This is a genomic window from Chryseobacterium nepalense, assembly GCF_023195755.1.
Taxonomy (GTDB): Bacteria; Bacteroidota; Bacteroidia; order Flavobacteriales; family Weeksellaceae; genus Chryseobacterium; species Chryseobacterium nepalense.
The window spans coordinates 2,535,216-2,550,080 of record NZ_CP096203.1; the positions used below are offsets into that span (position 1 = coordinate 2,535,216).

The 14,865-nt window shown below is 36.1% G+C and carries 13 protein-coding genes; 12 read left to right on the forward strand and 1 reads right to left on the reverse strand.

Annotated elements, in window-relative coordinates; genetic code table 11:
• Position 1 precedes the first annotated feature (1 nt).
• From M0D58_RS11160 to M0D58_RS11175, 4 genes are all read left to right on the forward strand, one after another.
• Complete coding sequence (locus tag M0D58_RS11160) at positions 2-2,161, forward strand: patatin-like phospholipase family protein (RefSeq protein ID WP_248389248.1); 2,160 nt, start codon at positions 2-4, stop codon at positions 2,159-2,161.
• 4 nt (positions 2,162-2,165) lie between these two features.
• Entirely contained in the window at positions 2,166-2,576 is a 411-nt protein-coding gene (ybeY, locus tag M0D58_RS11165; RefSeq protein ID WP_248389250.1) for an rRNA maturation RNase YbeY, read from the forward strand.
• 239 nt (positions 2,577-2,815) lie between these two features.
• Positions 2,816-4,678: a tRNA uridine-5-carboxymethylaminomethyl(34) synthesis enzyme MnmG gene (gene mnmG, locus M0D58_RS11170; protein WP_248389252.1), complete on the forward strand. Its 1,863-nt coding sequence runs from the start codon at positions 2,816-2,818 to the stop codon at positions 4,676-4,678.
• Between the two features lie 113 nt (positions 4,679-4,791).
• Positions 4,792-5,613 carry a class I SAM-dependent methyltransferase gene (locus tag M0D58_RS11175; RefSeq protein WP_248389254.1) on the forward strand — a complete coding sequence of 274 codons (822 nt, stop codon included), beginning with the start codon at positions 4,792-4,794 and terminating at the stop codon, positions 5,611-5,613.
• 218 nt (positions 5,614-5,831) lie between these two features.
• Here the strand turns inward: M0D58_RS11175 and M0D58_RS11180 are convergent, their stop codons facing one another.
• Positions 5,832-7,022: a phosphoglycerate kinase gene (locus tag M0D58_RS11180; RefSeq protein ID WP_248389256.1), complete on the reverse strand. Its 1,191-nt coding sequence runs from the start codon at positions 7,020-7,022 to the stop codon at positions 5,832-5,834.
• Positions 7,023-7,661: 639 nt separating this feature from the next.
• Here M0D58_RS11180 and rpiB point away from each other — a divergent pair.
• The 8 genes from rpiB to tsaB all read left to right on the forward strand — a co-directional run bounded on the left by rpiB (position 7,662) and on the right by tsaB (position 14,846).
• Entirely contained in the window at positions 7,662-8,096 is a 435-nt protein-coding gene (gene rpiB, locus M0D58_RS11185; protein ID WP_248389258.1) for a ribose 5-phosphate isomerase B, read from the forward strand.
• A gap of 361 nt (positions 8,097-8,457) precedes the next feature.
• Positions 8,458-10,611 carry a ribonuclease R gene (gene rnr / locus M0D58_RS11190; RefSeq protein WP_248389260.1) on the forward strand — a complete coding sequence of 718 codons (2,154 nt, stop codon included), beginning with the start codon at positions 8,458-8,460 and terminating at the stop codon, positions 10,609-10,611.
• A 207-nt stretch (positions 10,612-10,818) separates the two neighbouring features.
• Positions 10,819-11,505, forward strand: a complete 687-nt coding sequence (locus M0D58_RS11195) for a LysE family translocator (RefSeq protein WP_248389262.1) — start codon at positions 10,819-10,821, stop codon at positions 11,503-11,505.
• Positions 11,502-12,437, forward strand: coding sequence for a S66 peptidase family protein (locus tag M0D58_RS11200; RefSeq protein WP_248389264.1), 936 nt, complete (start codon positions 11,502-11,504; stop codon positions 12,435-12,437). Before M0D58_RS11195 ends, M0D58_RS11200 begins: the two co-directional genes overlap by 4 nt.
• 75 nt (positions 12,438-12,512) lie before the next feature.
• Complete coding sequence (locus M0D58_RS11205; RefSeq protein ID WP_248389266.1) at positions 12,513-12,884, forward strand: YraN family protein; 372 nt, start codon at positions 12,513-12,515, stop codon at positions 12,882-12,884.
• Between the two features lie 72 nt (positions 12,885-12,956).
• The gene (locus M0D58_RS11210) at positions 12,957-13,706 is read left to right on the forward strand and encodes an SDR family NAD(P)-dependent oxidoreductase (protein ID WP_248389268.1); all 750 of its coding nucleotides are present in this window, start codon (positions 12,957-12,959) and stop codon (positions 13,704-13,706) included.
• Positions 13,706-14,143, forward strand: a complete 438-nt coding sequence (locus tag M0D58_RS11215) for a nuclear transport factor 2 family protein (protein ID WP_248389270.1) — start codon at positions 13,706-13,708, stop codon at positions 14,141-14,143. Before M0D58_RS11210 ends, M0D58_RS11215 begins: the two co-directional genes overlap by 1 nt.
• 34 nt (positions 14,144-14,177) lie before the next feature.
• Positions 14,178-14,846: a tRNA (adenosine(37)-N6)-threonylcarbamoyltransferase complex dimerization subunit type 1 TsaB gene (tsaB, locus tag M0D58_RS11220; RefSeq protein WP_248389272.1), complete on the forward strand. Its 669-nt coding sequence runs from the start codon at positions 14,178-14,180 to the stop codon at positions 14,844-14,846.
• The last annotated feature ends 19 nt before the right edge of the window (positions 14,847-14,865 follow it).

Consider the following 14,865-nt stretch of genomic DNA (forward strand, 5'->3'; position numbering starts at 1 on the left):
TATGAGAAAGCTCCTGATTCTTTTATTAGTATTCCAATTATTTTTGATCCGGTCTCAGGTGAAAAAAGATCTGGTGATTCCTAAAAATCCAAGAATAGGATTATCACTTGCAGGAGGAGGAGCTAAAGGATTTTCTCATGTGGGAGTACTTAAAGTACTGGATTCGTTAGGCGTAAAGGTTGATTACATTGCCGGAACCAGTATGGGAGCAATTGTAGGCGGTTTATATGCTTCAGGATATTCCGGGAAAGAAATAGAAAAAATTGTGATGGATACGGATTTCTATTCATTAATCATGGATCCTAAAGCCACAAGACAGGAAACTACTTTTTTCAATAAATCAGTTGATAAATATCTTCTCACCATTCCTCTGAAAAACGGTAAAATTACCCTTCCCTCCTCCATTAGTACCGGCCAGAAAAATGTTTATCTTTTAAAAGAGCTTTTTAAAAATGTTTCCAATATTGATGATTTTTCAAAGTTGCCGATTCCTTTTATGTGTGTAGCTACTAATCTTGAAAGTGGAAACATGCAGATTTTTGAAAAAGGAGATCTGGTACAGTCTATCATGGCCAGCTCAGCATTTCCTTCGTTGATGGATCCCGTAAAAATTGGAGACAGCATTTACATCGACGGCGCGATGACGGTAAATTATCCTTCAAAACCGCTAAAAGATAAAGGCATTGATATAGTAATCGGAGTAGATCTCAACCAGGATTTATCCAAAAGAGAAGATCTTGGGAATATCATTTCCATACTGAATCAGGTCATTGATTTCGGAATTAAAAAAGATACCAGAAGACAATATAAATTCACAGATATCAATATCAAACCAAACCTTACCGGAATGACTGCTACAAGTTATGATGAAAAGAAAAAAATTCTTGACAGCGGTTACGCGGAAGGACTGAAATATTCCAAAATTCTGGATGAATTGCCAAAACGTCCGTTTGACCGTCTCAGACAGCACATAAATCCCATATATTCCAATGTCTATAAAATAGATAGCGTTGCAATAGAAGGAGGCCGAATTTACGGGAAAAACTACGTTCTCGGGAAGATGGGACTTCGCCTTCCGTCCCTTCAGACTTACGGAAGCATTAATAAAAAAATAGATAAGCTGGTCGCTACGAATAATTATAAATTTATTAATTACGATATCATCTCTGAAAATGATGTCAACTACCTGAAATTATATGTCACTGAGGACAATTCACGCCACTTTCTTAAATTCGGGCTGCATTACGACGAAATTTTCAAAACCGGGCTTCTTGTTAACTATTCTGCGAAACGTCTTTTATTCAGAAATTCAAACCTATCGCTGGATGTTATTGTGGGCGATAAACCAAGATATTATCTGAATTATTTTATTGACAACGGATATATTCCGGGATTCGGGATCTATTCGTCAGGAATGAGTTTTGATTTGAAGGACATCAACAATTATGAAGTAGATCAATGGATGTGGTTGCGTAATGAAGCGTATATTCAATCTATCTGGAGAGATAAATTTGCAGTGGGCGCAGGAATCAGCCATGATTATTTTGAAGCGGAAGCCAATGGAACCAATAAACGTTATAACCGCTTCCTGAATCCTTATGTATTTCTGAAAAGTGATACCCAGAATGATAAAGACTTCCCTACCCGCGGTATTTACATTAATGCAGAAGGTAAAGTAATCGATCTGATGAAATCGGAAGTTGAAAAAAGACTGGTCCAGATAAAAGCCGACATCAGAATCAATATCCCGCTTTCCAAACAATTTGCTTATCGCCTTAATCTTTATGGCGGAATTACATTAGGGGAAAATCTGCCTCAGTTTTATCAGTACAGACTTGGTGGTATCTTTGAGCAGAATATCGTTAATTTCAGAAGCTTTCCCGGGTTTTACTTCGGGCAGCTGAACAGCAATAATGTGATTTTGATTTGTAATGATCTTCAATTTAAATTCAATAAGAACTACTTCATCAGCGGAAACTTCTCCTTTGCGAATCTCTCGGATGATATAAGCTTTGAAGATGCAGTAAAACTAAATTACAGCTCTTTAGGAGTTACCGCTGGTTACAAATCTCCATTCGGACAGATTAAAATAAACTTCAGTCACTCTCTCAAAAATAATCAAAAAGGCATATTCAGTGTAATTTTAGGACACTGGTTTTAATACGATGATACAATTCTTTTACGAAAACTTACCCGAAACAGTTGATACCAACTATAAGAAATGGCTGGAAGAAATCATTCTTTCAGAAAATAAGAAACTTGGCGAAATCAATTATATATTCTGTAACGACGAATATCTACTCAAAGTAAACCAGGATTATCTGCAACATGATTACTATACCGACATCATTACTTTCGACTATGTAAAAGGAAGAACGATAAGCGGGGAGATTTTCGTATCTTTGCAGCGCATTTCAGATAATGCTTCTAATCTGTCAAAAGATTATGAAGAAGAACTGAGAAGGGTTTTAGCACATGGTGTTCTTCACCTTTCAGGATATAAAGATAAATCGGAAGAAGAAGAACAGCTGATGCGAAGCAAAGAAGATTTTTATTTAGCAAAATACAGCAATTGAAAAACTGAATAGCAATCAGATAAACAACATATTTGGATGCTATTTTTTCAGGAGCCTAATCCCGCTCTCCGCACTCGCTATTTTCTTTTTAAAAAAAAAGAAAATGAGCTCAGACAAATGCTGCGATCGGGGCTAAAAAGACGTATTATAGGCGATTTTAAGCCGTAATTACACTTAATGTTTCACGTGAAACATTTATAAAAAAAATTAAAATTTGAAGCTTAAAACAAGCGAAAAAGATGATTTCAGAAATATATGATGTAATTGTAGTTGGTGCAGGTCATGCAGGATGTGAAGCCGCCGCTGCAGCAGCCAATCTCGGATCGAAAACATTGCTTATTACAATGAATATGCAGACGATCGGACAAATGAGCTGCAACCCCGCAATGGGCGGTATCGCCAAAGGACAAATCGTTCGTGAGATTGACGCAATGGGAGGTTACTCCGGAATTGTAGCGGATAAATCTGCCATACAGTTTAAAATGCTTAATCTTTCGAAAGGTCCTGCCATGTGGTCTCCAAGAACACAAAACGACAGAATGCTATTCGCAGAGGAATGGCGTTTGGCCTTAGAGAATACACCGAATCTGGATTTCTTTCAGGATATGGTGAAACAGCTTATCGTGGAGAATAATAAAGTAACAGGTGTAGTTACTTCATTGGGAATTGAAATCAAAGCTCATTCTGTTGTTCTTACCAATGGTACTTTTCTCAATGGATTAATACATGTTGGAGACAAACAACTAGGAGGAGGAAGAATGGGCGAACCAAGAGCTTTCGGTATTACGGAACAGCTTGTCTCTTTAGGTTTTGAAGCCGGAAGAATGAAAACCGGTACTCCACCGCGTGTAGATGGAAGAAGCCTGGATTATTCTAAAATGGAAGAACAGAAAGGGGACGAAAACCCTCAAAAATTCAGCTATTTAGATACTCCTAAATTAACCAAACAATTAAGCTGTCATATTGTTTATACCAACGAAACAGTACATGATATTTTACGTGAAGGATTCGACAGAAGTCCAATGTTCAACGGTACCATTCAGAGTTTGGGACCAAGATACTGTCCGAGTATCGAAGATAAAATCAACCGTTTTGCAGAAAGAAATAGACACCAGCTGTTCGTAGAACCGGAAGGTTGGAAAACAGTAGAAATTTATGTTAACGGATTTAGTTCTTCCCTTCCGGAAGATGTACAAATTAAAGCAATGAAACATATTCCGGGCTTTGAAAATGTAAAAGTTTTCCGTCCCGGCTATGCTATTGAATATGACTACTTCCCTCCTACCCAATTAAAGCATACCTTAGAAACAAAATTGATCGACAATCTGTATTTTGCAGGGCAGATCAACGGAACAACCGGCTATGAAGAAGCTGCAGGACAAGGGCTAATTGCAGGGATCAATGCCCACAATAAAGTACACGAAAAAGAAGAATTCATTCTTAACAGAGATGAAGCATATATTGGTGTTTTAATTGATGATTTAATTACAAAAGGTACGGAAGAACCTTACAGAATGTTTACTTCAAGAGCTGAATACAGGCTATTGCTGAGACAGGATAATGCAGACATCAGATTAACACAAAAAGCATTTGAATTAGGATTAGCAAAAGAAGAACGTTTAAAAAGAGTTGAAGAGAAAGTTGCTCAAAGCCAAGAACTTGAAAGCTTCCTTAAAGAAACTTCTTTAAAACCGGGAATGATTAATCCTATCCTGGAAACTATTGAAAGCAGCCCGGTAGATCAGGCATACAGAGCAGCCCAAATTCTTACAAGACCCAATATGACCCTGGAAAAGCTTGAAAATATTGAAGCCATCAGAGAAAATGCATCTAAATATGATGACGAAGTAAGAGAACAAGCTGAAATTAACATTAAGTATAAAGGCTATATTGAAAAGGAAAAAGAAAATGTAGCCAAACTAAACAGACTGGAAAACATTAAAATTCCAGAAGATTTTGATTACACTAAAATATCAAGTCTTTCTGCTGAAGCCAAACAAAAAATGTCTAATGTACGACCAAAAACGATTGCTCAGGCAGGAAGAATCAGTGGTGTTTCACCGGCTGATATCAACGTTTTACTGGTCTATTTGGGACGTTAATTGATAAATGTTTCACGTGAAACATAAATAATTTTACAGCATAAATTAAGGTGTTTTAAAACCTTTTAACAAGACTTAAACACCTTAATTTTATTTATAAAGATTGCATTACAATGAAAATTAAAGATCATTTTCTTTCTCAGGAAATATTTGAAATCAAGGAAACAGAAACTAAGGGTGTTTATAAGACCTCCCCTATTCCATCTAACATTTCAAAATATTATGAAAGTGAAGATTATATTTCCCATCATCAGGATTCCGGTAGTCTGAAAGAAAAACTATACAAATTTTTACAATCATTCAACTTACAATATAAAAAAACAATATTGCTTGACAGAATTCCTAAAAATTCAAAAGTTTTGGATTACGGATGCGGTGCCGGCGAATTTGTAAAATATATAGAAAATGATTTTGAGGCGTTCGGATTTGAACCTGATTCCGATGCAAGAAAAGCAGCAGCAGGAAAATTATCTAAAGCTGTAATTTTAGATGATATTAATTTTATTGATGATCACAGTCTGGATGCCATTACCCTTTGGCATGTTTTCGAGCACATCGAAAATCAGGATGAAATGCTGGAAATATTTAACAGAAAATTGAAGGAAAAAGGAATTGTAATTATTGCCGTTCCCAACCCTACTTCCTATGATGCAAAACATTATAAAGAATATTGGGCCGCCTATGATGTACCACGCCACATTTATCATTTTACAAAAAAGGGGATGGAAAATCTCATCTCAAAAAAACCGAACTGGAAATTGAGAAAGATTAAACCTTTGGTTCTTGATTCCTATTATATCTCCATGTTAAGCGAAAAATATCAAAAATCTTCTATTTTTTGGCTAAAAGCAGCGATCTACGGAACGATTTCGAACATAAAAGCCCTTTTTTCAAACGAATTTTCGAGCTTGATATACATAATCGAAAAAAAGTAGAAAATGGAAATTTAGCCTATTTCTGAAGGTCATTTTTTCAACATATTGCTGAAAATTTGTTAGTAAATATGAAATTTAGAAAATATTTAGCCTTTTTTAATTTTCAGTAAAAGTCTCTGAGAGTTGCTTAAAAATTTTTACTAAGCCTTTATTTAAGAATATACAAAATAAAAAACCCAGCAGGTTTGCTGGGTTTTTTATTTATGAAGAAAAATTTCTTATTGATTAATTGCAGCCACTCCGGGAAGCTCCAAACCTTCAAGACTTTCAAGCATTGCACCACCACCGGTAGAAACATAGCTTACTTTCTCACCATATCCGAATTGCTTTACAAATGCAACACTGTCTCCCCCTCCAACTAATGAGAAAGCTCCCTGTCTTGTCGCTTCAGCAATACTGTCTCCTAAAGCAACAGTTCCTGCAGCAAAATTCGACATTTCAAAAACACCGATCGGTCCGTTCCATAAAATTGTTCTTGAATCCAGCAGTACATCATTAAACTGATCTCTTGATTTTGGTCCCGCATCAAGACCCATCCATCCTTCAGGGATAGAATATATATCTGCTTCTTTTCTTTCGGCATCATTGCTGAAACTTTCTGCAATAATGGTATCAGATGGCAGATAAACTTTCACTTTATGTTCTTTGGCTTTACCTAAAATTTCCAACGCCAATGGTAGTTTATCTTCCTCTACAAGAGAATTCCCTATCTTACCACCAAGTGCTTTAATAAATGTAAAAGCCATACCGCCACCAATAATCAGATTATCTACCGCCGGCAACATGTTTTCAATAATTGTAATTTTAGTAGAAACTTTAGATCCTCCAAGTATCGCAGTTACAGGACGTTCGCCAGATTTTAGAACCTTATCAATCGCCTGAAGTTCTTTAGCCATCAATAAACCGAAAAATTTAGTTGAAGGGAAAAATTTAGCGATTACAGCTGTAGAAGCGTGTGCTCTGTGTGCGGTTCCAAAAGCATCATTCACGTACGCATCACCCAGTTTTGAAAGACTTTCCGCAAAAGCCTCATCTCCTTTTTCTTCCTCTTTATGAAAACGTAAATTTTCCAGTAAAAGAATTTCACCGGCATTAAGATTTTGTGCTGCCTGTTCAGCTTTCTCTCCTACACATTCATCAACAAATTTTACCTGATGGCCTAAAACATGAGATACTTCTTCTACAATATGTTTTAGTGAAAATTCATCTTTCACCTCTCCTTTTGGTCTTCCAAGGTGTGCCATAAGAATCACAGCTCCACCGTCCTGCAGGATCTTATCCACTGTAGGTTTTACGGCTACTATACGGGTATTATCTGTAACTTTCAGCTGGTCATCCTGAGGAACGTTGAAATCTACCCTTACTAGTGCTTTCTTACCGTTAAAATTGAAATCATTGATTGTTTTCATATGTACATGTATATTATTTCTTCGGTCTTAGGCAGCCGACTGTCCCTGCAGCATTGTATAAACCTGCGGCCAGACGGCTCCATCAATATCGTTGAGTTTTTCTTTTCACAAATGTAAGATTTTAAAATTTTTGAATCGCGGCAACCTTTGAAAAGTTTTCAGAAAAGTTTTTCGCAAACCCAACATTCAGCTATCAACAATTTTTTTCTCTTTAAAAAAAAGAATACGCTATTGTTGTTGAGTGATGTGAATTTAGGGGATAAGTTTTCACGATAAATTTCATAACAGGTAATTTTATATTCAATTCACATTTTATTTACATTATAAAAGGTTGTAAATCTGATTTTTCACTTCGTTACTAACAATTATTGATAACTTTTCCCCAATTTGCTTTATGGATAACTGATTTATGGAAAAAGTCAACAATTCCTGCCAGAAAGTTTTTTGAAAATTTTAACATTTTTTTTGGTCATACTTTCCATTACAAATTTTTTCAATGTTACGAAACATTTATTTTGCCGCAGTTATCCACAGTTATTCACAATGCTTTTCACAATTTACTCCCGAAAGACTAACAAAGATTGTTATAATTCTTACCTTTGCTATGAAATAAAATCTAAAAAGGCTAAATAAACAGTTATGAAAAGAAAAATTGCCATTGCCGCAGACCATGCGGGCTTCGAATATAAAGAAATTGTTAAAAACTATTTGTCAGAAAACTTTGAAGTTCAAGATTTTGGAACGTTTTCCACAGACAGTGTGGATTATCCGGACTTTGTGCATCCCGCAGCAACTTCGGTAGAAAACGGAGAAAATGAGCTTGGAATTTTATTCTGCGGAAGCGGAAACGGAGTTCAAATCACAGCCAACAAACATCAAAAAATCCGTTGCGCCCTTTGCTGGATGCCGGAGATCGCTTCATTGGCAAGACAGCATAATGATGCGAATATGATTTCCATTCCTGCAAGATTCATTTCTAAAGAATTAACAATAGAAATCGTAGATAAATTTCTCTCAACGGACTTCGAAGGCGGAAGACATCAAAACAGAGTTGATAAAATCGCATACTGCTAAAATATAAAGGCTTGTAAATCAAATTACAAGCCTTATTTGTTTTTAATTTTGTATATTTGCGGCGTCCGGAGGATTTACCATCCTGTCATTTCCATTGAACCTGTATTATATTTAAAGATATTTAATAAAAGGTTTTCCCTACTCTTCTCCATTTTTGTATTAAATTTATGCAAAACTAAAAGTTCCATCAATGATAGAAATGGAAAGAAAATTGATGTTGCTGTAGATGAGTTCATACATGTCTCATGATACAGTCTATTATTTAATGAATATTCCGTGACAGTTCTAACTATTCTTAATAAGGAATGCTAACAGAACGAAATATGATATTCATTAGAACATATTAAAAAATAATTTTAGAATGCCAAAAAAAAGAAAATATATAAGTCAGAAAAATGATCATAAACTGCAGGAAATCGGGAGACTGATTCTGCGTTTTATGAATGAAAATTCAACGAAAGTCTATAATTACAAGCAGATTGCAGAAGGAATAGACTATAAAAATCCGAGACAGCGCGAGCTAGTCATCCAGGCGTTGCATAAGCTGCAGGCTACGGAAAGAATTAAAGAAGCCGAAAAAGGAAAATATATCGTTAATCTTAATATCAAAGGAACATTGACGGGAGTTATCGACTTTAACCAGTCCGGAAATGCCTATGTTAATGTTGAAGGTCTGGAAGATGACATCTTCATTCATTCCAAAAATGTGAAAGATGCCCTGCAAGGCGACAAAGTTTTAATTGTAACCTACACTTATAAAGGTAAAAAGCTGGAAGGTTCCGTTCTGGAAGTTCTTGAGAGAGGTAGAACAGAATTTGTAGGAACGCTTCAGGTAGTTGCTCATAAAGATTTCGGATTTGTGGTTTGTGATAAAAAGACCATCAATACTGATATTTTTATTCCGAAAGGAAAATTTGGAGGTGCTAATGATGGTGATAAGGTTGTCGTAAAAATGACCGAGTGGAAACCCGGCGATAAAAATCCGGAAGGAGAAATTATCCAGGTACTGGGAGCTCCGGGTGAGCATGAAACAGAAATTCACTCTATTCTTGCTGAATACGGGCTGCCATACCAGTTTCCTGAAGAAGTAGAAAGAGATGCCGACAAAATAGACAGAAGTATTAATGAAGCTGAAGTGGCAAAACGCTGGGATATGCGTGGGATTACAACTTTTACCATCGACCCTAAAGATGCCAAAGATTTTGATGATGCGCTTTCCATCAGAAAACTGGAAAACGGAAACTGGGAAATCGGGGTTCATATTGCTGATGTATCACATTATGTGGTTCCCGGAACAATTCTGGATGATGAAGCGTATCAGAGAGCAACCTCCGTTTACCTTGTAGACCGCGTTGTACCCATGCTTCCGGAAGTGCTGAGTAATGATGTCTGTTCTCTTCGTCCGAATGAAGACAAATTTACTTTTTCAGCGGTTTTCGAATTAGATGATGATGCTAATATCAAAAAGCAATGGTTCGGAAGAACGGTGATCCATTCTGACAGAAGATTCACGTATGAGGAAGCTCAGGAAAGAATCGAAACAAAGCAAGGTGATCTGCAGGAAGAAATTAATGTGCTGGATAAGCTGGCAAAAATCATGCGTGCAGAACGAATCAGGAAAGGAGCAATTACCTTCGACAGAAGCGAAGTGCGGTTCAATCTTAATGAAAATAACGAACCGGTTGGTGTATATTTTAAAATCAGTAAAGATTCAAATCACCTGATTGAAGAGTTTATGCTGCTTGCCAATAAAAAAGTTTCGGAATTTATTTCCCTGAACAAAAAAGGAGATATTACCCAAAATACTTTTATATACAGGGTTCACGACGATCCGGATCCTGCAAAACTGGAATCGTTGAGAGATTTTGTATCCACTTTCGGATATAAAATGGATCTTGCCAACAGTAAGAAAGTAGCCGAATCTTTGAATAGATTATTGCATGATGTAAAAGGTAAAGGCGAAGAAAATATGATTGAAACGCTTGCCATGAGAAGCATGAGCAAAGCGGTCTATTCTACGGAACCTATTGGTCACTACGGACTTGGTTTCGATTTTTACACACACTTTACCTCGCCTATCCGTCGTTATCCGGATCTTATTGCCCATCGTTTACTTCAGCATTATCTGGACGGAGGAAAATCCCCAAACAAAGCCGAGCTCGAAGAAAAAGCAAAACACTGCAGTTCCATGGAACGCTTAGCGGCAGATGCGGAAAGGGATTCCATTAAATTCATGCAGGTGAAATTTATGGAAAAACATCTTGGAGAAACTTTTACAGGCGTAATTTCAGGAGTAGCGGAATTTGGTTTTTGGGTGGAAATTCCTGAAAACGGTGCGGAAGGCTTAATTAAACTAAGAGATCTTGTGGATGATTCCTACTCATATGATGCCAAAACGCACGCCGTGTATGGTATGAGACACGGAAAGCGTTATCAGCTGGGAGACCAGGTACAAATCAAAGTAGTGAAGGCAAACCTTATCCAGAAACAGCTTGATTTTAAGATTGTAGAGTAATAAATATTAAAAATTTTAATAATAATTTCCGTTTTACATTAAAGTGAAACGGATTTTTGTTTTTATAGTTAAAAATAGTAATAATTTGAATGAAATTATTTTAAATAATACTTTTCTTAAATCCATAGTTATTGAATAATTAAATCATAAAGTTTACATTTGTATAAATGGAATGGAAATTCAGATTTTCATTTAAAAAATTACTTGATGTTTGAACTTATATTATCTGCCATCGTATTAGGATTCATGCTGAGCCTGGTTTTTATAGGACCTATTTTTTTCCTTCTAATAGAAACCAGCTTTTCCAGAGGACCAAAACACGCATTAGCTTTGGATATCGGAGTAATCTCTGCAGATCTTCTCTGTATTCTCGCAGCCTACTATGCAAGTGCCGATATTGTAACTTTAATTGATAAGCATCCGGGTTTTTACAGGATCACAGCCATTCTCATCTTTGTCTATGGTGTAGTAATGATGGTGACGAGGACCAAAATGCATATTCCGGGAGAAGAGAAATTCATCAGTCAGAATTATTTTAAAACGTTTATGAATGGTTTTTTCTTTAATCTCCTTAATGTGGGGGTCATTCTTTTCTGGCTGGTAACGGTAATCTCAGTAAGAAATCAGTATCCCGATACCGGCAATTTTATTCTATACATCGGTGTCGTGATTGCTACCTATTTATGTATTGATCTGGCTAAAATTTTTCTCGCCAAACAGTTTCATGATAAGCTCACACAGAAACTTGCCAACAGAATAAGAAGAATTGTTGGCGGAATTCTCATTATCTTCAGTTTCTTTATTTTTTTACAAAGCTTTAAAAAATTCAATCAGTTCGATAAAAGGCTGGAAGAAGCCGAAAAAACCGAAGTAAAATATCACAGAGAAAAATGAAAAAAATAACTTTCCCGAAATCATTAAAAGAAGGCGATAAAATAGCCATAATATCACCCGCAGGCGCAGTAGAACCGTCCCAGCTTGAAAAAGGCATAGAAATGATCCGGAATAAAGGTTATGAACCTGTTTTTGGAGAACATCTCTACAACAGCTTTTCGAAAGGTTACAATTATGCAGGAACGGAAAAACAAAGAATTAATGATATCAACTGGGCTTTTAATGACAGTGAAATAGCAGCTATTTGGGCATCAAGAGGAGGTTATGGCTGTCAGCATCTCCTCAGGAGCATTCACCTTAAAAACTTTTCCGAAAATCCGAAATGGTATATTGGATATTCCGATAATACTGTTATTCAAAGCTATTTATTGAAAAAAGGATTTGCATCTATTCATGGACAGACGGTAAAAACCTCAAGCTTTGGGGTAACAGATGAAAGCTACAGATTAATTTTTGATATTTTAGAGGGGAAAACGCCTCATTATGTCTTAGAATCTCATCATTTTAATAAAATGGGTTCCTGTGAGGGTCAATTGATTGGAGGTAATTTAGCACTGGTTTATGCGCTTTTGGGAACCGATTATTCATTTAAGTTTAAAAACAGAATCCTTTTTATTGAAGATATTGGTGAAAACTTTTATGCCTTAGATAGAATGATGATGAGTCTGGAACTGGGCGGCGTATTCAAAAAAATCAAAGGATTGATTATTGGTGGGATGACCAATATGGGAAATGAAAAAGAAAATACAGCGTACAATGACAGTTTTGATGAATTTGCTTATCAGCTCATTTCTGAAAGAGTTTCAAAGTATGATTTTCCTGTAGTTTTCGGATTTCCGAATGGTCATATTAAAGACAACAGACCTTTAATTATCGGAGGAAATGTGAACTTAAAGGTTGAGAATCAAGTTAAGATTGAGTTTGAAAAATAGAATAATTTATGATATTTTTAAATAATTTACTCTAAAAACACAAGACACTAAAACTCTCAAACCCTTCCACAAAAAATGGCACAACACAATGATTTTGGAAAAAAAGCAGAAGACCTCGCTGCTGACTTTTTATTAAAAAACGGCTATAAAATCCTTGCGAGAAACTTCCGGTATCAGAAAGCTGAAATCGATATTATTGCAGCAAAAGATAACCTGATTATTATTTGCGAAGTCAAAGCACGGTCTACCGATGTTTTTAATCTCCCTCAGGAATCGGTGAATAAGAAAAAAATTAAGCTGCTGGTTTCTGCTGCGGATTATTATTTACAGGAATTTAATGTGTTGAACGAAGTCCGCTTTGATATAATTTCTGTTCTTCCCGATGAAAAACAAAACCTGACCATTGAACATATTCAGGATGCATTTGAAGCATTCGATGCCAACTAACTAATTTAAAAATGTATCAATGATTGTTATATTGGTAAATTGTTACATTGGTATATTTGAAATTTATTTTTTATGAAAACAATATTAATCACCGGAGCAACTTCCGGAATAGGAAAATCTACAGCAGAACTTCTCGCAAAACAAGGCAACAGGATCATCATCTGTGGCAGAAGATCTGAAGTTCTTGAATCGCTGAAAAAGGAACTTTCACAATTCACCGAAATTTTTAGTTTAAGGTTTGATGTACGAAATTTGGAAGAAGTGGAAACAGCCATTAATTCCCTTCCTGAAGAATGGAAAGATATTGATGTTCTAATCAACAATGCCGGAAATGCACACGGACTGGATCCGCTTTCAGCAGGAAAAACCGATGACTGGGACTCTATGATTGATGGAAATGTGAAAGGACTTTTATATGTTTCCAAAATGATTATTCCGGGAATGAAAGAAAGAAATTCGGGACATATTGTGAATATCAGTTCAGTTGCGGCGAGACAAACGTATGCCAATGGCGTTGTATATTGTGCCACCAAAAAAGCCGTTGATGTTATTTCGGAAGGAATGAGAATTGAGCTTACGGAATTCGGAATTAAAATTACAAACATCCAGCCGGGAGCTGTAGAAACAGATTTTTCAGTGGTAAGATTCAAAGGAGATGAGGAAAGGGCAGCTACTGTTTATGCAGGTTATGAGCCACTGAAAGCCGAAGATATCGCAGATTCTATAGCTTATTGTATCAATGCTCCGAAACATGTCTGTATTTCGGATATGACCATCTACCCTACTGCTCAGGCAGAGCCGAGAACGATTTACAGAAAATAATGAAGATAGCTTTCTCTTTATTTCTGATTGTTTTTAGCTGTTTGTGGAATGCTCAAACAGTACAAATTTCATTAGAACCAAAATTGGCGGAAAATATTCACCGGTTGGATCAACTGATGGAAAATAATGATGAAAAAGTTTTGACTCTTCTCTGTCCGGATGTTTCTTTTGGCCATTCAAACGGGTGGGTGCAGAGTTTTGAAGATTTTAAAAAGGATTTTAATTCGAAAAAAGTAATGTACAGCAATATTCAACAGATTGAAATATACGAGGCTAAAAAGTATAACGACGTTTATTCTGTAAGAAGGAAAATAAAAGTTTCCGGAATGTATAAAAACCAGGATTTTAAAATGATGCTCGGTTTACTGGAAATCTGGAAAAAAGAGAAATCATTCTGGAAACTGTGGAGCCGACAAAGTATAGAAATAAAGCCATAAATTTGCACCAGCAAAGTGTATTTAAATTATAAAAATGAAAATCCTATATCTCGAAACTTCCTCAAAAAACTGTTCAGTAGCTATTTCAGATAATGAAAAACTACTTTGCCTTACCGAAGAAGTTTCTGAAAACTATAAACAGTCTGAAAGCCTCCATACCTTCGTAGAATGGGCTTTGGAAGGTGCAGAAATTTCACTTAAAGACATTGAAGCGGTTTCCCTGGGAAGAGGCCCGGGATCTTATACGGGACTAAGAATCGGTGCATCATCGGCAAAGGGATTTTGCTATGGATTGAAAATTCCTCTTATCGCCGTCAATTCAATGGAAAGTATGATAGAGCCTTTTTTAGACAAAAACTATGACTTTATCATTCCATTGGTCGATGCAAGAAGAATGGAGGTTTATACAGCCGTTTATGACGGGAAAACAGGACAGGAAACCTCTGTAACCGAAGCTAAAATTTTGGATGAAACTTCTTTTCGGGAATTTAAAGATAAAAAAATATTATTCGTAGGAGACGGAGCAAAAAAAGCAAAAGAAATTTTACAGCTTCAGAATGCTGATTTCAATGAAGAGGTCTACCCTTCTGCTCAGTATCTTATCAGGAAAACCATCGAAAAAATAGAAAAGAAAGAGTTTGAGGATGTAGCCTATTTCGAACCTTTTTATCTGAAAGATTTTCATGGCGTTAAGAAAAAATAAAAGCGAAGAGTAATCTTCG